This is a genomic window from uncultured Coprobacter sp. (assembly GCF_947855755.1).
GTDB lineage: Bacteria > Bacteroidota > Bacteroidia > Bacteroidales > Coprobacteraceae > Coprobacter.
Map to the genome: position 1 here is coordinate 1 of NZ_CANUAR010000026.1, position 20,978 is coordinate 20,978.

13 protein-coding genes and 1 tRNA gene are annotated in these 20,978 nt (G+C 37.9%); 4 read left to right on the forward strand and 10 right to left on the reverse strand.

Annotated features, from left to right (window positions below; translation table 11 throughout):
* Positions 1-88: 88 nt before the first annotated feature.
* The 9 genes from Q0093_RS12280 to serB form a co-directional block, all read right to left on the reverse strand.
* Complete coding sequence (locus Q0093_RS12280) at positions 89-1,114, reverse strand: acyltransferase family protein (RefSeq protein WP_297930883.1); 1,026 nt, start codon at positions 1,112-1,114, stop codon at positions 89-91.
* 105 nt (positions 1,115-1,219) lie between these two features.
* A tRNA-Arg gene (locus Q0093_RS12285) sits at positions 1,220-1,293 on the reverse strand.
* Between the two features lie 135 nt (positions 1,294-1,428).
* Entirely contained in the window at positions 1,429-3,720 is a 2,292-nt protein-coding gene (locus tag Q0093_RS12290) for a patatin-like phospholipase family protein (protein WP_297930886.1), read from the reverse strand.
* Between the two features lie 375 nt (positions 3,721-4,095).
* A complete protein-coding gene (locus Q0093_RS12295) occupies positions 4,096-4,887 on the reverse strand; it encodes a creatininase family protein (protein WP_297930889.1) in 792 nt (263 codons plus the stop codon).
* Positions 4,877-6,196, reverse strand: coding sequence for a cyclically-permuted mutarotase family protein (locus Q0093_RS12300; protein WP_297930892.1), 1,320 nt, complete (start codon positions 6,194-6,196; stop codon positions 4,877-4,879). The genes Q0093_RS12295 and Q0093_RS12300 overlap by 11 nt, the downstream gene beginning before the upstream one ends.
* Positions 6,197-6,232: 36 nt before the next feature.
* Positions 6,233-7,408 (reverse strand): AGE family epimerase/isomerase, encoded by a 1,176-nt coding sequence (locus Q0093_RS12305; protein WP_297930895.1) that lies wholly within the window; start codon positions 7,406-7,408, stop codon positions 6,233-6,235.
* A 6-nt stretch (positions 7,409-7,414) separates the two neighbouring features.
* Positions 7,415-8,332 (reverse strand): dihydrodipicolinate synthase family protein, encoded by a 918-nt coding sequence (locus Q0093_RS12310; protein WP_297930897.1) that lies wholly within the window; start codon positions 8,330-8,332, stop codon positions 7,415-7,417.
* 24 nt (positions 8,333-8,356) lie between these two features.
* Complete coding sequence (locus Q0093_RS12315; protein WP_297930899.1) at positions 8,357-9,592, reverse strand: MFS transporter; 1,236 nt, start codon at positions 9,590-9,592, stop codon at positions 8,357-8,359.
* 391 nt (positions 9,593-9,983) lie between these two features.
* Entirely contained in the window at positions 9,984-11,213 is a 1,230-nt protein-coding gene (gene serB, locus Q0093_RS12320; protein ID WP_122303825.1) for a phosphoserine phosphatase SerB, read from the reverse strand.
* A 328-nt stretch (positions 11,214-11,541) separates the two neighbouring features.
* Between serB and Q0093_RS12325 the strand changes: the two genes are divergently transcribed.
* A complete protein-coding gene (locus Q0093_RS12325) occupies positions 11,542-12,039 on the forward strand; it encodes a redoxin domain-containing protein (protein WP_297305410.1) in 498 nt (165 codons plus the stop codon).
* Positions 12,040-12,094: 55 nt separating this feature from the next.
* On the opposite strand, the gene Q0093_RS12330 is transcribed toward Q0093_RS12325, so the two are convergent.
* Entirely contained in the window at positions 12,095-12,985 is an 891-nt protein-coding gene (locus Q0093_RS12330; RefSeq protein WP_297930903.1) for an AraC family transcriptional regulator, read from the reverse strand.
* Between the two features lie 220 nt (positions 12,986-13,205).
* Here Q0093_RS12330 and Q0093_RS12335 point away from each other — a divergent pair, with 220 nt between their 5' ends.
* The 3 genes from Q0093_RS12335 to Q0093_RS12345 all read left to right on the forward strand — a co-directional run bounded on the left by Q0093_RS12335 (position 13,206) and on the right by Q0093_RS12345 (position 20,955).
* Positions 13,206-14,591: a sugar porter family MFS transporter gene (locus Q0093_RS12335; protein ID WP_297930905.1), complete on the forward strand. Its 1,386-nt coding sequence runs from the start codon at positions 13,206-13,208 to the stop codon at positions 14,589-14,591.
* Positions 14,592-14,602: 11 nt separating this feature from the next.
* Complete coding sequence (locus tag Q0093_RS12340) at positions 14,603-17,944, forward strand: DUF5107 domain-containing protein (RefSeq protein ID WP_297930908.1); 3,342 nt, start codon at positions 14,603-14,605, stop codon at positions 17,942-17,944.
* A gap of 209 nt (positions 17,945-18,153) precedes the next feature.
* Positions 18,154-20,955 carry a sugar-binding domain-containing protein gene (locus Q0093_RS12345; RefSeq protein ID WP_297930911.1) on the forward strand — a complete coding sequence of 934 codons (2,802 nt, stop codon included), beginning with the start codon at positions 18,154-18,156 and terminating at the stop codon, positions 20,953-20,955.
* Positions 20,956-20,978: the final 23 nt, after the last annotated feature.

Here is a 20,978-nt window from a genome sequence, read left to right on the forward strand (position 1 = left end):
TGTGGTTCCAAGGGTCGTGGGTTCGAGCCCCATCTTTCACCCTTCTCTAAATTAAATAAGAGGTCAGGTTTATCTGACCTCTTTTGTTTTATCCCGAAATATATTTTCCGATTCTGGGTATTTTGTGAATTGTCATTATCAATAAAAGAGATAGAAACAGACAAGAAATTACTAATGTCGGAATGCCTATTGCCGGATGTATATAATAGGTATATTTAATCCAATATACAGATTTTAATTGTTCTAATACATATACATGGCATAAATAAATTCCGTAACTGTAAGTGCATATCCATTTTCCGGGAATTTTTTCTTTTTTGAATTCGATATGTTTGAATAATAGAAAAATTCCGAAAGACATGAGCACAACAGTCGGAGAGAGGCAATTGAAAAATAGCTCGTCGGTTTTTCCTTTATATGTGGAGAGGAGGTAAGTCCCGGATAGAGTTAAAAGCATTCCGATGATAATAGCAGTAATTGAAAATCTGCGTATTATTTGATGAGATTTATGAAATTTAAGTACCGATAAATAATAACCGGCAATAGGATATCCTAAGTAGTAAAAAAATTCGATATTGAGACTTTTTACCAATTTACCGGTTTCATCGGTCAACCTTAGTAGAAGCAATATTCCCCAGAACAACAAAATAGTTCGAATACTTTTGGTAGATATATTCTGTATCCATATACGTACTAAAGGAATAGCCAGATATATTCCGACAAGCATGTAAATATACCAGAGGTGATAACTGCTTCCGGAACATATTCCATTCAATAACCGATGAAATTTTTCGGATAGAGATATGTTTACGGGGAGATTATAGAAATAGTATATTGTCAGCCATAATAAAAAAGGAATGAGTATGCGGTGCAACCTCTTTGAGTAAAAGCTTTTCATATCCTCTTTTTTAGGCAGTAGTAAAGCTCCTGAAATCATTAAAAATATCGGAACTCCGAATCTTGCTATTGTGTCGAAAAATGTGGCGATCCACCATGACTCGCTTCCTATAGGTCTATGGTAAAATAATGTGCTTGATGCATGTATGGTAACTACGGCAATTGTTGCTAATGTCCTTAGTTTATTATAATATATAGTGTCGTTTGATATAGACATTTGTTTGGGTAAGTTGCGGGATGCTTCTAAAATACAATAATTTTTACAAGACAAAATAGATTTAAATGAAAAATCCTTTAAGCAATTTTGCTTAAAGGATTTTCGTGACTCCGACAGGATTCAAACCTGTAACCTTCTGATCCGTAGTCAGATGCTCTATTCAGTTGAGCCACGGAGCCATTTTTCGAATGCAAAGATATAAATAATTTTTGTTTTGCAAATAATAAATCGGAATCTTTTTTCTGCAGAGAATAGATTATGCAAATCAAGAGAGGATAACGCTTGAAATGTCCGGGCTAAATTTAAACAATTTCTTATTCTAAGAATTTAGGATTATATAATAGTAGTCCTAACCCGATACCGAAATTCCAGTTCTTTTTGGGGTAGCTATAATGATTAGTATAAATGCTGATTGAGGCAAAAGGCAGATCGTACACTAAAGCAATTTCTCCCATATATTTAAAAGAGTTCATGAAGCGTCCGTAGTAGGGCTGGTTGTTTTTACCTTGTTTAATTTCAAAAAAGGGTACAAATCCATATAGCTCTGTACGTAACTGTAGATTGCTGATGATTTTCCAAATAGGAAGAATCCCGGCAGCAATATATTGGTTTGCTCTAAAAGCCTCATTAAAGACCGTTTTGCTGTGCGGGGTAGGTGTAAATGCCGGAGCTTGAATGATAGTAGCAGTATAATTACTGAAAAAGTTCTTGCTGGAAACGACTATTTCACTGCGTACTCCAAGCGTGAATTTGGGAGCGGTATTGAAATATTGATCATAAATTCCAGAAAGTTGCAGCCATGAATGAGTGGCTTTTTCAGTATGTAGATTGGGGTCGGAGGGCCTGAACATTTCTCGTCCGTAAACAGCCTCCCCGATTACGGAAATTCGATTTCCTGTTACCGGAAACATAAAACTGTTCAGAGTATTTTTTTCAAAGCGTAGTGATCCCATTGCTAACCGGTAAGAGCTTCTATCTGCTTGAGTTTGTGAATAGTCAACCGTATTTGATTGGTAATATTTGTCATATAAATATCCGTATCCTAACGTTACTTCGGTTTTTGCGTTTGTAAGGAACGGAAGACCCATACGGAGTTTTACGTAATTTTCGCTTTGAGTGATAAATGTCGGAGATTCTTCGATTTGAAAAAGTTTTTCACTTTCGTAATATTTCTTTTTGGATACTACTCCGATAAATTTCAGGTACATAGGTATTGTACCCGGCAGTTCGAAACGAGCGGAGGCCAATCCTGTATTATACGACCTTCCGAATTGTCCGTTTAAGTCGAAATCCAAAGAATAGAGGCTTAAAGTTCTGTATTTTGCTCCTAAATAGATCTGATTGGTATTTCCTGAAGAGATATATCCTCCTAATCCTATGGCTATATTATCCTCGAGCTTTGCATTCAATAAAAGTTTGAAGTTCCCGGATTCTTCATCATATACAGCATGCGGAATAAGATCGGAGATTTTCGAATCGGAAAGTAGTTTGTAGTAAGATTGTTTGACATCTTCTTGATCGAGAAGTTTATTTTCGTCTAATTGAAACTGTTTACGAATATAATTTTGTTGAGAGTGATTGCCTCCTTTAATAGATATATCTTCGAATAAAAGTTCCGGAGTTTTGCTTTTGAATACCATTCTTTGGAGTTTCCGTGTTTCAGATGGCAGTTCTCTGGGTATTCTTGATTTTATAGAATCCATCATCGATACGGCTTTATCATATCCGATTTTGAAAATCTGGTCTGCTTTCGGGAAATCGAGGAGATTATACTCTTTTAAATTGAAATCGATTAGAATACCGTCTTCTTCTTTAATCTTATAATCTGTCTTTTGCATGACCATATTTTCGATTTGTGCCATGAGATTATCTTCCTTAGGTTTTTCAGGATTTGAAGAAACGTTGCTTCCGATAATAATATCCGGGTTGAAGTCTTCTTTCATGACATCTATGGGAAAATTATTATAGATACCTCCATCATATAACAATACGCTATCTATTTCGATAGGTTTAAATACGAATGGGAAACTCATAGAGGCGCGTACGGCATCACCTAAATCTCCTTTTTCGAATATAACCGGACGTTTGTGGTAAACATCTGAAGCTACAGCCCGGAACGGTACGAACAAATTGTTGAAATTTCCTCCTGATTGTGCTGTATAAGGTGCAAAGATACGCATGAAAGCCAAATTCATCGGGAGGGGATTTATTAAACTTTTAGGCAAAAAATGCGGTGTTATTTTGCTGGAATCTTTCAATCCTATTTTAAAAGAGGCAAATTCGGGAGTTTGATCAGGCTTTTTAAAATAGTAGATATATTTTTCTTCCATTTTTCCTGTTGACCAAGATGCAAAGTCATCGGACTTTATCAGTTCGATCATTTCAGCAGGAGTATATCCCATTGCATATAAAGCTCCTACGATTGCGCCCATTGAAGTTCCTGCAATGTAGTCGATAGGAACGTTATTCTCTTCAAGAGCTTGGATAATTCCGATATGAGCGATTCCTTTCGCACCGCCTCCGCTAAGTACTAATCCGACTGTTTGGGAAAAAGAAACGGATGAAAATGTCAGAAGTACGGCGAATATGAGCAAGAATCTTTTCATATATAGTTTCAGTCAAAAAGAATAATCATTCAAATGTACAGATTTTTTTAGAACAATTCTTTAAGGATAAAATGATTTTGAGATACTATACATTTTTTTTAATTGATATGCTTAAATTGCAAGCGAATGGTTATCTGTTTAACAAAATTCCTTTTTTGCTTGTTCTTTGTTTTATGAAATATTTTCTTTTGGTTATTTATTTATAATCTTACTTTTTATCAGAATAGGTCGGCATTGATAAAGATAAATGCAAAAAATTATACTCTTATTTTTTTAGGAATAGTAGTTTCGTTGTGTGTTAGTTGATAATTTATGACGGTTAGAAAAACACTGGATTTTGTTTTGTCAGGATTATGTGTGTAGATCTATTGGTTATTATTCTTCACTTTCTTTTTCATAAAGACCTGTTCTATCTATTCGGCTGAGTTCAGCAAATAGCAGTGCATATTTATCGGCTATGGCATTGGCAAAGCATTTCCCTTTTTCTGCTGTGGCAAGAGCCGGATTGCCGATACCGGTATCTTCAGATACCTTTTGCCAGTTGCGAGGTATCCAAGCAACTTTTTCTTTTAGAGATTCTAAAGCGAATGATTTATATTTTCCTTCACCGGCGTTTTTGAGATTGACTAATTCTGGATAATAATGCATCATGACCGAAGTTTCTACTTCATCTGCATGATCTCCCGGAGTGTCGAAATATTTTTTTGCCGGGAGTACTGTGTACCATTCGCTTGTGGCAATTAGAAAATCCGGATAATCTATCGACAGGTCTCGAATCATATTTTTAAAACAATTTCCACCATGACCGTTAATGATGACTAACTTATTGATTCTTTGTATATGGAGAGACGAAACAATATCTGTCAGAATTGCTTTTTGAGTTTCATAACGGGCATGTATGCAGAAACTTAATTCTCGTTGACCCGGGTTTTGAGCACCTAAAGTAATCGGAGGCATAACCATACAGTTTACTCCGAAATGATCTTTTGCTATTTTTGCAGCATCAACAGCAATACTGTGCGATAAAATGCAATCGGTCAAATAAGGTAAATGTAAATTATGCGGTTCGGTAGCACCCCATGGCAATATGACCAGATCATATTTTTTCTTTACTACATCTCCGAATGAAGATACTAAAAGATCAGTTCCTTTATTTTTAATATTCATTTTGATTAGAGATAATTGGGTTTATTGGTTTTGGATTTGTTTCTGTTTTTAGCAGAATTCTTGTTATATCCGGAGTACGAATGCCGGGTTTTAATTCCCCGTTGATAAGTAAATAACCGTAGCCGTCGAAAATGAGAGATGCTCCGGCTCTGGCGGTTTCAGGTACTTTTGCGATTTCTTTCCATCTTTTTTGACGAGAGTTATATACCAGTAAACGATTATTGAAACGATACCACTCTATGGGATGTAACAGGTAGTCGGGTGTAGTGTGTTTAAGGGCTTGTAAAAATATGTCTTTATTTACTCCTCCTGTACATAATATCAAACTGTCGGATAAGGCAACGATGCTGCCGCCTCCTAAAGAAACTGTATCCCCTTCGTTGTTTGTAGGATCGGGTAATGGAGTCCATTTTTTTGTACTCGGAGAATAAGTATAGCCGTCTGTCGATAAAGTTGCCTGTCGGTTTCCGTCAGAAGTAGAGAAGCCTCCCCATAAACAGAATATTTGTTCTCCGTGTGGGTTGACTTGTGCTGCACTGACGGCTTGTATGCGTGGAGATCCCGGGAAACTCGGAAGTTTATGCCAGCCCTTTGTGAGATCGTTTAAATCCAAACAATAAAAATCGTTGCAAGGAATACCGTTTTTATTACCTCCGGCTATATATACTATGTTACCGAGCAAAGAACCTGTCATGTTGTCTAAAGCACAAGGTAGAGCCGGCAATGTTTCCAATGCAGCCTTTGCATTTTTATTTTTTAATGTAACTCTATATACTTGAGTCAGACTTTCTTGTGCATTCATGCCCCCGATGCAGAGAATACCGTCGGGAGTAGATATGGTAACGCCATAGGCAACATCTTGTGGAAATTCCCCGATTTTTTCCCATGTGAAAAGCGAGTCTCCGGTAACTTCGGCGGCATATATACTTCGGTAATATTTTTTATTTCCTCCGTCTGCCGCCGGAATATCGGGGAAATTGCATCCTCCTCCTATCATCAGTGTACTATGTCCGTTGAAGATACCGGCAAAACAGGCGGAAATACCTTTTGTAAAATCTTTTTCTTTTTTAGGAAATCCTTTTATCTGACAAATGCGGTCGAGTTTAACCGGAAATTTCGGAGTTCCTGTTCGGAAAAAAGATGCAGGTATATAGCATTCTGAATCATGTACGACTTTGTAATCGGTTTTTGGGGATTTAAAAGCTTTTTCTATTGAATGTATGTTCGTACATAGATATAGCTTTCCTCCAGCAAAACTTGGCAGAAAGAATAAAAAAATATATATAAAAGATGCGATTTTTTTTATCATTTATTTATTGTCTTATAAATGAGTCTTGCTTTATATTCAAGTCATTTCTTTGCAAAGCATGTAACTGCATATCATCATTCTCGGAATGTGAAACGGTCCTTTGAATAAATTTCCTTTGGCAGGTTGGGCTACTGTTCCATCACGATGCAGATAGCCGTACCACTCACCGAATTCTTTATCCGGAAAATGAGAATAAGTCCAATCGCTGATCTGTTTATGCATAACAAGATATTTATCGTCATGCGTAGCTCGATAAGCATATAGTGTAGCGATGATAGCTTCTGTTTGCGGCCACCAGAATTTCATATCTTGAGAATAGTCTTGAGGTGGAAAATTTTTGCAGTCGCGGAAGTTGATAATGCCTCCGTATTCTTTATCCCAACCCCATTCCCAAGACCAATCGAGAATTTGGAGAGCCAGTTGTACTAAATCTTTATCCCAATTTCTGTGTCGGGCTTCTTCCATGATAAACCATGAGGTTTCAATGCAATGTCCCGGATTAATGGTGCGGCCGTTACAAGTATCTATGAGTTCTCCGTCAGGACCGACCATTTCGAGCAAAGCTTTAAATTCGGGATGCATGAAGTATCGACGAATGGAGGTCAGAGATTCATTTATCTGTCGGTCGAGTACAGGATCTTCAATTGCTTCCCGTATTCGGGATGCCGTATTGATAAGGATCATCGTGATCGAATGTCCGCGAGATTGCAGTGTCGGTAAATACTTCGGTTCTAAAAAACCGGGTGTAGAGAGAAACCTGAGAATCCTCTTGAACATCTCTAATGCCTTTGTTGCGTAGCTTTTATCTCCGGAAGCTATGGCATATTCCGACATGGCGATAGCGGCAAAGCATTCGGAAAAAACATAGCGTCTTTTCCGCAAAGGTAATCCCTCTTCTGTTACTTCGAAAAACAGATGTCCGTCAGTATCGGTACAATGTGTCTCTATGAAATCGATACAACTTTTGGACGCAGCTAACCATTCTTGTTTTTTTTCTATGTGATTGTAGGCATAAGATGCGATAAAACCGAAACGTCCTTGAAACCATACCGATTTTGTGGAGTCCATTAATTTACCGTCTCGGTCGAGGCAGGTGTATATTCCGCCATGTTTACGGTCGAGACCGAATTTCATCCAAAAGGGCATTATGTTCTCTATGAGATCATTTCGATAAGCAGCAGCCCATGTATCTAAATATTTTGTTATATCCATCTTTGTCTAAAATTTGTTGCAGCGATCAAAAAAGTTGATAGCTTCAAGTTCAGCTTTCATTTGAATTTCTTCTTCTTCAGTCATATTTTGAAAAGGTGTTCGGTTTTTGCCTAAATCCAGACCGATAAGTTTCATAATGCGTTTTCCCCCTACGATATTGCCCCGATAGCGGCATATAACATTTATCACTTCTTGAGAGAAATTCTGGCGTTCACGAGCCAATTCGATATCTCCTTTTTCCCAAGCATCAATGATTCCAACCAGCTCACGACCGTTATAATTGGTTGTTCCACCGATACCTCCACGTGCACCTCCCATAGCCAGGCAAGGCAATATCGTCTCATCTTGTCCGTGTAGCATGTCATATTTCCCTCCTTTGTAAAGCCGGCATTGATTGTATTCATACATACTTTCAAATGTATATTTAATACCTGCAAAATTAGGAATACGTCCATCGACAGTTTCCAATAATTTTACCATAGGCAGAAATGCCCCGTTAAAAGCCGGAATATGATAATAATAGAATGGCAATTTCGGAGCTCCTATTGCAATCTCTTCGATATATTTCACCAATTCTTCGACGCGTCCGATTTTAGGGAAAGGAGGAGCCATTGCTCCGATACCCCATGCACCTATTTTCTGCGCGTGTTCAGCTAAAATGCGACTCGATTTTACGCAACAGCTACCTACATGAACTATGACCTTAAACCCGTCCGGAGCTGCAGCCATCCAATGTTCGGCCAGTTTCATTCGTTCATCTTCCGTCAGCATATAGCCTTCTCCGGAAGAACCGTTGATAAATACTCCTTGTAATCCGTTTTTTTTGAGCATTTTTGCATATACATCGATCGGTTCGTAGTTTACCTCTCCATTTTCATAGAATGGAGTAAACGGAGCATCTATAAGACCTGTAATTTTTTCCATAGCAATTATATTTTTATGTATGATTTATTCCATATTGTCTGTCGTGGGACGGAGAAAATAGACTTGTAAAAGTAACGCTACAAGGACGACGATACTGAGTAAGGCAAAGCCCATACCTAAATTTCCTCCGTCAGTCCATTTACCTAATTGTTCTGTTACGGCTGCGCCTGCAAATACACCGGTCATATTCATGATACCGTAAGCAGTTCCGCGATATTTAGCTGATATAAATTGACATAAAATAGGCATATTATTGGCATCGAAAATACCGAAACCTATTCCGAAAAGCAGTCCTGCACCGACAACAGCCATGAGACTTTCTCCGAAGCCGAGCAACATTAAAGCCGGAATTGTCATCCCTAAACCGATAGCTCCTGTATAAACCCTTCCGCGAATATTTTTTTGTACCCAGCGATCCGATAAAATACCGCCGACAATAACTCCTATAAATGAAGATACGGCAATGGTAATGGTAGATATAGGACCAGCTTCGGACATGGGAATATTCAGTGTCTCGGAAAATAGTGTAGGCAACCAGTTTTTGGTTGCCCATCCGGGAAGGCTGGGTGCTGCAAAATAGAAAAGAATAATCCAAAAAGCCCATGTCGAGAAAAGGACGGATAACCCGCTGAATAGAGAAACTTTCTTTTCTATATTTATTTTTGTACCGATCTTTTTAGTATTATGAGCAGGATTTTCTCGTAAGGCGAACACGAGAATCAAAGAGTAGGCGATACCTATAATTCCGAACCAGTAAAAAGTGGAATGCCATGAAAATGTGGCTGCGATCGTAGCTCCGAATCCCCCGACTGCTTGCCCTACATATAGTCCCGTCATGTGGATACCTATGGCCAATGATCTGGATTTTCCTTGATGCCAGTCTGCGATAAGCGATAGAGCCGATGGAATATAAAGAGCTTCGCTTACTCCCATTAAAGCTCTTAACCAGTATAGTTCTTGAAAACTGTCTGCATATCCCATTAAATAGGTGACTGTTGACCAAACAAACAAGCTCCCGACTATCAACCATTTTCGGTTCAGCCGATCGGCAATCATCCCTGAAATGGGACTCATAAAGCCGTAAATCCATAAAAAAACGGCCATTAATGCACCGAAAGCCTCAGCTTTATTTAGTTCTGAAATGTCGATTTTCATTGCATCTTGCATGGTGGAGAGCATTTGGCGGTCCATATAATTGAGCAAAGCAACGACCCATAGTAAACCGACTACCACCCAAGGATACCAATTGTTGTTTTTCATAAGTATTACTGTTTTTTCAAGTATTATAGATAATGAGGCAAATATAAATAATATTTTGCTAATATAAAAAGCTGTTATTCAAAAATGAAAACAATGAATAATATGTTGAAGGTAAATAGATGAAGTTTATGGAAAATTGAAGAAATAAAAATATTTCTTTTAGGTTTAGATATATATTTTCAAAGTAACTTTGAAAATATATATCTAAGAGCCTGTCTTAATTTTACTCGAGTCAGTTTTGATAGTTTCTTTCGAGGATATTTTATCGTTTTTATGAAGATGATAGCAGACTATCTGACGAGAGAAAACGCAACGATGACCTGATAATATTTTTTTGTCGGAAAATTTAAACAGTCTCTTGATTTTAGACAAGATCTTAGGTTCTTTTAGTTTAGATCTTATTGTCTCCGATATAAGAATCTTTGAAACCTAAGAAATAGAGTACACCGTCGAGACCTATTGTCGAAATAGACTGGGATGCATTTTCTTTTACTTTTGGTTTGGCATGATAAGCTATTCCCAAACCTGCTATATTGAGCATAGGCAGGTCATTTGCACCATCTCCGACAGCAATGGTCTGTGCAATATCCACGTTTTCTACTTGGGCGATGAGGCGTAATAATTCAGCTTTACGTTTCCCGTCGACAATATCGCCGATGTGTTTTCCTGTCAACTTGCCGTTCTCTATTTCCAGTTCGTTTGCATATACATAATCTATCCCATATTTCTTTTTCAGGTAATTTCCGAAATAGGTGAATCCTCCCGAAAGAATAGCGATTTTGAATCCTGCTGTTTTAAGAACCTGCATCATACGATCTACGCCTTCCGTTATAGGAAGATTTTGGGCAATATCTTCCATTACAGAAACATCGAGTCCCTTTAATAAAGCTACTCTTCGTTCGAAACTTTCGGAAAAATCGATTTCTCCACGCATGGCAGATTCGGTAATTGCTTTTACTTCATCGCCTACTCCGGCACGTATTGCCAATTCGTCAATTACTTCTGTTTCAATGAGGGTAGAATCCATATCAAAACATATAAGGCGGCGGCAACGGCGAAACATATCGTCTTGTTGAAAAGATATATCCATACCCAATTCCGAAGATAATTGCATAAAATTCGATTGCATGGAGGATTTATCTTTCGGAGTTCCTCTGACCGAAAGTTCTATGCATGATTTGGGCTTACGGGCTGACTCGTCCAGAGGAATTCTTCCGGTAAGCCGTTGAATGGCATCGATGTTCAATCCCTGTTCTGCGACGACACGAGTTACTTCTCCGATTTGTCGGGCAGTAATTTGTCGACTTAGGATCGTAATGATATATCGGTTTTTTCCTTGAAGGCTTACCCAACTGTTATATTCACTTTCACTAATCGGAGAAAATTTGATATTTATTTCCAATTCATAAGCCTTGAATAACAGATCTTTCATTATTTCACCTGAATTGTCATCGGTCGTTTTAAAGAGAATACCCAAAGATAGAGTGTGGTGAATATCTGCTTGTCCGATGTCGAGTATTGTAGCATTATAACGTGCTAATATTCGTGTCAGGGCTGATGTTACCCCCGGTTTATCTCCTCCGGAGATATTGATCAATATGATCTCTGTTTTTTGGCTCATAAAATGTATATCATAAAAATATGGGTTGCAAAGATAATTAAAATACGGTTACGTATTATTTTGCCGTTTAAAAAGATATGTATATTTCGGTAATGAAGAGAATAAAACAGTGTTATGATACTGTTTTGTTCTGGCTGTATTGTTAAAAAAAATGAATAATTTTGGGCTGTTTTTCAGAAAAAATGCATCTTTGCAATCGTTTTCTGAATCTCTGTCAGGGAAAAGGCGTTTTCGAGACAGTAGATTTACCGCTGAAAATCAGTGGGGCTTGTAGCATTCTGACGCGATGTCGCAACTGCAAGTTTAGTATGAATCATAAAACTTCAGTATGAAGAAAGTAAAGTCAATCTTTGCGTTATTTGTATTGTTTTTGATGTTTTCAGCTAGTAATAATCGGTTTCCCAAAACCGGATTGTTTATCGGAGAAAAAGCTCCGAACTTTCAAATGACTGATTCCACCGCCGGGACTTTCGATTTGAGAGATTTGAAAGGCAAATATGTTGTGCTTAATTTTTGGGCTAGCTATGATGCTCCGTCACGCATTTCTAATGTGAGAATGCGGCAGGAGATCGAAAAATTGGATCATCAGAATCTTTCGTTTGTTTCAGTTTCGTATGACCCGAGTAGAGTCATTTTTGAAGAAACCGTAAAATTGGACGAGTTGGATAGAAATACGCAATTCTATGACAAGGATGGAGAGGCTTCGGATATTTATAAGGCTTTCCGTCTTAAAAAAGGTTTTGGAAATTATCTTCTGGATCAAAACGGAGTAATTATAGCCAAAAACTTTAGTCCTGAGAAGTTGACAGAATTGATTGGTCAATAACCCTTATAAAAAAGATCGGATTATTATCCGGTCTTTTTTCTTTATTAATTGATATCTATCCTTTTTTCTGTTCCCTATATTTGCTTGGCGACATTCCCATAACTTGTGTAAAAATCCGAGTAAAATAGAAAGCATCCTCGAAACCGAATTTATGACATATTTGATTTATTTTCATATCAGTGAAGTCGAGATAGTGGCAAGCCTCCTGAATACGCAAGTGTGTAAAATAGCGGAGAGGAGAGTATCCGGTCTTTTTCTGAAATATAGACGATAGATGGGAAGATGATAATCCGGCATGTACTGCTAAGTCGGACAATGTAATTTTTTTTTCGATATTTTCTCTCATGTAGTGAATAATATCTTCAGTAATATCCATTTGTTTGTTTTTAGGCTGTGCACTTTCCCTGTATTCTCCCAAAAATTTCATAGATCCGAGAAAATAGAATAAGCTTGTAATTGCATAATAAAAGTTGTTTTTGCTATATCCTCTACTTAGAGTATAAAATATTTCTTCGAAAAGACGGAGACGCTCTTCGATACGAGAGTCGGAATTTGGTGTGATGTTTGTCGGCTTATCAAATCCGTTTGCAAAAAATGAGGCTTTTTCTCCGTTGAAGTGAATCCAGTAGATAGTCCATGGATCTTTAAGGTCGCTTCCGTATGAATGTGCCGTGTTTTTAGGTAAGATGAAAAACTGGTTCGATTGTACGGAATATTTGTTTTCATGAATATTGAACCATCCGTGACCTTCGACACAATAAATCAATATGAATTGTTCCGCTTCCTCTTTTGTGCGTTCACGGTAGTGGTATGAAGCTTGCGGATAATAACCTATGTCGGTAATATGCAGCTCTTTCCCTAAAACGTCTTGAGCGATGCTATTGATGACTGCGGAAGGTAGGACTATAGCTCTTTCTCCTTTGAATCCGCTTTTTATTTTAGCCATAAGTTATGTGATTTAAGATACACTTTCGCAAATATATTGATAATTTTAATTTGTAACAAGCATGTATTCATTCTTTTAAGAGCTGTAATGTTATATAGTGTATATTCATATAAAATTGATAAACAGAATAAAATTATCCATGTAAATAACATTTTTCTCTATGTCGTAAATAAAAAAAAACGGTTCTCTTTGTATTGTTGAAATTTAATTCTGAAAACCAATGAATGCACACAGTAAATTTTTTCTGTTTTTTATAGCCTTAGCTTCCGCAATGGGAGGATTTCTGTTCGGATATGACTGGGTTGTTATCGGAGGTGCTAAACCTTTTTATGAACAGTTTTTTGAGATTGCCGGTAATCCGTATATGCAGGGATGGGCGATGAGTAGTGCTCTGATAGGCTGTCTTGTCGGAGCTTTGATAGCGGGGAAATTTAGTGACCGTTTCGGGCGTAAACCGATTTTGATTTTAGCAGCAGCTCTTTTTATTTGTACTTCTTTAGGTACAGGGTTGTGTAATAGTTTTGCTATGTTTAATGTATTTAGGCTTATCGGCGGTTTTGCTATAGGAATTGCTTCCAGCCTTTCTCCTATGTATATAGCGGAGATTTCCCCGTCTGATGTGCGGGGACGTTTTGTGTCGATAAATCAGTTGACGATAGTATTGGGTATATTAGCCTCTCAAATTGTGAATTGGTTGATTGCCGAACCTGTTCCGCAAGATGCTACGGGAGAGATGATTCGAATGTCATGGAACGGCCAATGGGGATGGCGTTGGATGTTTTTAGCTATGATTGTCCCCGCAGCTTTGTTTTTTATAGTCGGTTTCTTTTTGCCGGAAAGTCCTCGTTGGTTGGCTACGATGGGACGTAGAGATGCGGCTTTACAGGTGTTTGATAGGATTGGAGGGCGAGAATATGCTCTTGCGGAGATGCGTGAAATAGAACATACTGTACCGGCTGAACCACAAGGAGGATTTAAAAAATTGTTGTCTCCATCTTTACGTAATGTGTTGGTGATAGGCATTGTATTGGCCGTATTTCAACAATGGTGCGGTATAAATGTGATATTTAATTATGCACAAGAGATATTTATGGCTGCAGGATATGGAGTTTCTGACGTACTGATGAATATCGTAATAACAGGAATAACAAATGTCGTTTTTACCGTTTTGGCCATGTTTGTAGTTGATAAATGGGGACGGAAAAAGCTGATGATGCTGGGAGCATTTGCATTGACGGTGATTTATGCATTTATGGGTGCGGCTTACTATTTTCATGTATCCGGACTTCCGTTGTTGATTATCGTCGTATTTGCAATTGCATGTTATGCAATGACATTAGCTCCGGTTATGTGGGTTATTATTTCTGAAATATTCCCGAACAGAGTGAGAGGTGTTGCAATGTCGGTTGCCACATTCGCTTTGTGGGCGGCATGCTTTATTCTTACTTATACATTCCCTATTTTGAATCATAGTTTGGGTGCTTATGGGACATTTTGGTTTTATGGTTTGATTTGTTTGGCCGGAGGAATTTTTGTTACGATAAAACTGCCTGAAACGAAAGGTAAAAGTTTAGAGGATATAGAACGAGAATTGATTAAAGAATAACACTATAAAGTATGGAAAAAATTACAGAATACCTGACTCGTTGTGAGGTTGGGGAAGGACAGGTACGTGCTTGGGAAGAAGATATTATGCTCCCTACGTACGGCATAGGAAAAGAAGAAAAAAATCCTATTTTTTTAGAAAAAAGAGTATATCAAGGAAGTTGTGGGTCTGTGTATCCATATCCTGTAGTTGAGAAAATAGAGGATGTAAAGTCTGAGAAAAAATATAAGGCGTTATTCCTTGAAAATGAATATATCAAGATGATGATTTTGCCGGAACTCGGCGGTCGTGTGCAAATGGCTTATGATAAAATAAAGAAACGTCATTTTGTATATTATAATCAAGTTATAAAGCCTGCTCTTGTCGGACTTACGGGTCCTTGGATTTCGGGAGGTATAGAGTTTAATTGGCCGCAACATCACCGTCCTTCTACTTTTTTGCCTACTGATTATTCTATTGAGGAGCATCCCGACGGAAGTAAGACGGTTTGGTGCAATGAAGTAGAACGAATGTTTCGTACGAAAGGAATGCATGGGTTTACTCTTTATCCCGGAAAGGCGTATATTGAGATAAAAGCAAAAGTTTATAATCGGACGTCTTTTCCTCAAACATTTCTTTGGTGGGCTAATCCGGCAGTTGTGGTGAATGAACACTATCATTCGGTTTTTCCGCCTGATGTAAATGCTGTTTTCGATCATGGAAAGAGAGCTGTTTCGAGTTTCCCTATTGCTACCGGAGTATATTATAAACAAGATTATTCTTCTGGTGTAGATATTTCGAAATATAAAAATATACCCGTTCCGACTTCGTATATGGCGATTCGTTCTAAGTTTGATTTTGTCGGTGGATATGAAGAAGATAAAAAGGGCGGTTTGTTGCACGTTGCCGATCATCATGTTTCTCCTGGGAAAAAACAATGGACATGGGGGAATGGAGATTTCGGCGTTGCATGGGATCGTAATCTCACAGATGAGGATGGTCCTTATATTGAATTGATGACGGGCGTATATACCGATAATCAACCCGATTTTACATGGTTGCAACCGTATGAAGAAAAATCTTGGGTTCAGTATTTTATGCCTTATGCTGAGGTCGGATATGTCAAGAATGCGACAAAAGATCTGATTTTGAACGTTGATGTACGGAAAGATAATACGGCATTGATATTATATGCTACGGGAAAACAGCCGAAGGTGCGTGTTTTAGTAAGAGATATAAATGATAGAATATTGTTTGACAATACTGTAAATGTTTCTCCGGCAGAGCCTTTCCGTGTTGAGTTTCCGTCAAACGGGGTGCTTGCAGAAAATATGATTACGGATATATATGGACAGGATGGGAAATTGTTGCTTACCTATAAAGCCGATAAGGAAGAAATAAAGCCATTGCCGAATCCGGCAGAGGCGGCAAAAGACCCTAAAGAAATAGCTTCTATCGAGCAACTTTTCTTGACCGGGTTACATTTAGAACAGTACCGTCATGCTACTTATAATCCGATGGATTATTATGAAGAAGCGTTAAGTCGAGAGCCGGGAGATGTTCGCTGTAATAATGCTATGGGACTTTTATGGATGAGAAAAGGAGAATTTGCTAAAGCTGAAACATATTTTCGTACAGCAATCAAAACTCTTACTCAGCGTAATCCTAATCCGTATGATGGAGAGCCCTATTTTAATTTAGGTTGGAGTTGTCGCATGCAGGGGAAAATAGACGAAGCTTACGATGCGTTTTATAAAGCTGCATGGAATGCCGCATGGCAGGATGCTTCTTATTTTGAAATAGCCCGGATAGAAACCATTCGGGGAGAATATGAGAAAGCTATCGAGTCTGTGGAAAAATCGTTGATACGAAATTGGCATCATCACAAAGCCCGTCAATTAAAATGTTCGCTTCTCCGTAAAATGAGACTCAATGAAAAAGCAATGACTTTTGCTGACGCTTCTTTGGAAATCGATTCTTTCAATATGGGGTGTCGTTATGAACGTTACTTGGCATCCGGAGAAAATTCTGATTTGGAAAAATTGAAAGAGTTGATGCGTAATTGGTCTCACGGATACATTGAATATGCTTTGGATTTTGTTGCAGGAGGGTTATATGAGGAAGCTGCAAGCTTGCTCGGTTTATATCTTCAGGATACTGAAAAAGTATATCCTATAATTTATTACTTATTAGGTTATATATATTCAAAACAAAATAATAACACTTTGGCACAAGAGTATTTTGTTAAAGCGGAAAAATGTGATCCGGCATATTGTTTCCCTAACAGAATAGAAGAAGTCTTGATTTTACAAGAAGCCATCAGCCGGAATCCTTCAGATGCAAAGGCTCTTTATTATTTAGGAAATTTTTGGTATGCTTCTCGTCGTTATGAGAATGCCGTATCTTGTTGGGAACAGTCTGCGACAATCGATCCTGAATTTCCGACGGTATGGCGGAATCTTTCATTGGCGTATTATAATAAATGTAATAATCGAGAAAAGGCGGTTGCCGCATTGGAGAGAGCTTTTTCTTTAGATAGTACGGATGCCCGTATATTGATGGAACTCGATCAGCTTTATAAAAAATTGGGACGTCCGTATGCCGAACGGTTGGCTTTCCTCGAGAAACATATAGTTTTAGTCGAATCCCGTGATGATTTGGCTTTGGAACGTATCACTTTATATAATCAGTTAGGTCGTTATTCAGAAGCAAAGGCGCTGATCGCAGCCCGTAAATTCCATCCGTGGGAAGGCGGTGAAGGGAAAGTAACAGGACAATACGTGTTATGTCATGTTGAATTAGCGAAAAAAGCGATCTCAGCGCAGCAATTTGAAGAGGCTTTGAATTTGTTAAGTAAAACAGAATCGTATCCTCATAATTTGGGAGAAGGGAAACTTGCCGGTGCAGAGGAAAATGATATTTATTATTATAAAGGGCTGTGCTATCGTGGACTTGGTAAAGAGAACGAAGCTTTGAGTTGTTTCCATAAAGCGACAATCGGATCTTCAGAGCCTGCACAAGCGTTCTTTTATAATGATCAGCAACCTGATAAGATATTTTACCAGGGATTGGCTTGGAGAGCTTTAGGGGATGAGAAAAAAGCCCGGAGTCGTTTTAATAAGTTGATTAAGCATGGAGAAAAACATCTTTTCGATGATTGTAAAATAGATTATTTTGCTGTTTCATTACCTGATCTGGCAATTTGGGAAGAAGATCTGAATAAACGAAATCGCCTTCATTGTAACTATGTAATGGGGTTAGGACATTTGGGTTTGGGAAACCTGATAAAAGCAAAATTATTTTTGGAGGAAGTTCGGAAATTAGATGTAAATCATCAAGGGGGACAAATACATTTAAATATGTGCGATAAATAAAAAGACCGTTTGATAAAATTAGATGCTTGTGTTAAAAATGGAGACATAAAGATTGATATTATCTTTTTTTGTTTATTTTTCCTCTCAAATATTCTTCTTTGTTTGCAGAAATTCAATTTTAATTTAAGTATCTAATAGATGGCGTGTTTTTATAATAAAGTATAATATATTTATAAATACTGGATTTACAGACATTTTAGGCTTATTTTATGAAAAAGAAATATATCGTTTGGATTTTAGTGCTATTCGGACTTATCCCGGAGAGTTTTTCTCAGGAATATGTGCTGGATTTGAGCGGAGTATGGCAATTTGCTATGGACGATAAAGATGTCGGAGAACAGGAATGTTGGTTCGACAAGTCTTTAGAAGATGTTATTCAGTTGCCCGGAACGATCGATTTGGCTGGGAAAGGTATTCCGAATGAATTGTCTCCGGCTTTAGAAAAACCTCAAATGTTACATTTGACCCGTCGTCACTCTTATGTAGGTCCGGCATGGTATAGTCGAGAGATTGAGATTCCTGCATCGTGGAGAGGGCGGAAAGTTTCTCTCTTTTTAGAACGTGTTATGTGGCAATCTAAAGTTTGGATAGATAGTGTTGCTTTGGAGGGAGTACAGGAAAGTTTGACTACTCCTCATCGTTTCGATTTACCATCGGATATTCGTGCCGGAAAGCATCGGTTAACAATCCGGATAGATAACCGTAAACAGTATGATATTTCTGTTAAAGATTTGGCACATGCTTATACCAATGACACTCAGATTATGTGGAATGGAGTATTGGGGCGTTTGGAACTTCGTGCAGACAATCCTGTTTTTATAGAAGATGTTCAACTATATCCTGATGTTGCCCGGAAAAAAGTACATTGTGTCGTAACGGTACAAAATGCAGGCAAGCGAGACCGAAAGGCAACTCTTTCGTTCTGCCCGAAAATGTTGGTTGAAGAGAAGAAACTGTCTTCACGTTTGTTAACGGCGTCTTTTCATCCCGGTAGAAATATCATAACGTATGATTATGTTATGGATGAGGATGCTGTTTTGTGGAATGAGTTTTCTCCGGTTTGTTACCAAATGGATGTTACTTTAGTACAAGGAAAAAAATCTTCTGATTTTTCAACCCGTTTCGGAATGCGTAATTTGTCGACGTCCGGATCTGTATTGATGAATAATGGAGATCGTATTTATTTAAGAGGAACTTTGGAATGTTGTGTTTTCCCTTTGACAGGGATACCTCCTACCGATAGAGAAGGTTGGAATAAAGTTTTTTCTGTTGCGAAATCATACGGTTTAAATCATTTACGGTTTCATTCGTGGTGTCCTCCTCGGGCGGCATTCGAAGTGGCTGATGACATGGGTTTTTATTTACAAGTAGAATTGCCTTTGTGGTCATTGACAGTTGGAAAAGATACTGCAACAAACAGATTCCTTTATGAAGAAGCCGACAGAATATTAAAAGAGTATGGCAATCATCCATCGTTTTGTTTGATGAGTGTCGGCAATGAGTTACAACCTGATTTTGACTTTTTGAACGATTTACGTTCTTATATGAAGTCAAAAGATAACCGTCATTTGTATATGGCTACTACATTTACTTTTGAAAAGGGGCATGGAGACTGGCCTGAGATTGGAGACGATTTTTTTGTAACTCAATGGACAAAAAAAGGTTGGGTTCGCGGACAAGGGATTTTTAACGATGAAGCTCCTTGTTTTGATAAGGATTATACTTCGGCAGTTGATGGAATATCTGTTCCACTTATTTCTCATGAGATAGGTCAATATGCTGTGTACCCTAATTTGAAAGAGATTGAAAAATATAAAGGGGTACTTGATCCTTTGAATTTTAAGTCGGTAAAGGCTGACTTGCGAGAAAAAGGATTGTTGGCTAAAGCCGATGGCTACTTAAATGCTTCAGGGAAATTAGCTGCTATATTGTATAAAGAAGAGATTGAACGGGCGTTGAAGACTCCCGGATTCTCAGGTTTCCAATTACTTGATTTGCACGATTTTCCCGGACAAGGAACAGCTTTGGTCGGTTTGTTGGATGCATTTTGGGACTCTAAAGGTATTATCTCTGCAGAAAATTTTCGGAATTTTTGTTCTCCGGTCGTACCTTTAACTCGTTTTCCTAAGGCTGTTTATACAAACAATGAATTATTTGAAGCAACGGTTGAGATTGCTAACTATTCAGCCTCAGATATTAAAAATAGAAAAATCTCATGGAATTTACTTTATTCAGGTGGAGAGTCGGTTGCATCGGGATATTTTGATGTAGAACAAATTGAAAAGGGTAAAAATTCTGTCGTAGGAAATATTTCAGCATCTTTAGGCCAGATTGCGAATGCGACATGTCTTACTTTAGAGGTTGCTGTAACCGGAACTGCTTATAAAAACAATTGGCCGATATGGGTATATCCTGAAAATATAGTCATAGATACAGGAAAAGTTTTTGTAACCGATGATTTGGATGAAGCTCTTTCGGAATTGTCTGAAGGTAAAAAGGTATTATTTTCTCCACCTGTCGGTGCGTTAAAGGGAATCGAAGGCAAATTTGTTCCGGTTTTTTGGAGTCCGATTCATTTCCCGAAACAAGCGGGAAGTATGGGTATTTTATGTGATTCCGAACATTTGGCTTTGTCGGATTTTCCGACCGAAAGTCATACAAACTGGCAATGGTGGCATTTGCTGAAGAATTCAAAGACGTTAGTAGTCGATTCTATAGCCCCGATATCAGCGATAATAGAGCATGTCGATAATTTTGCAAATAACAGACGATTGGTTTCTATTTTTGAAGCTGCTTGTAATGGGGGTAAGTTATTATTTTCTTCAATGGATATTCTTTCGGAAAAGAGTCAGTGTTACCCGGAAGTTCGCCAACTGCTTTATAGTCTTTTGAACTATATGAATTCAGATGCGTTCAATCCCTGTTCAGAACTATCTAAAATCGATCTTAACAAATTGGTAGATAGTAAAATAAATGAAGTTAAAACAAGTAACGCTACATCTATATATTGATAATATTTAGAGTAAAAGGTAAA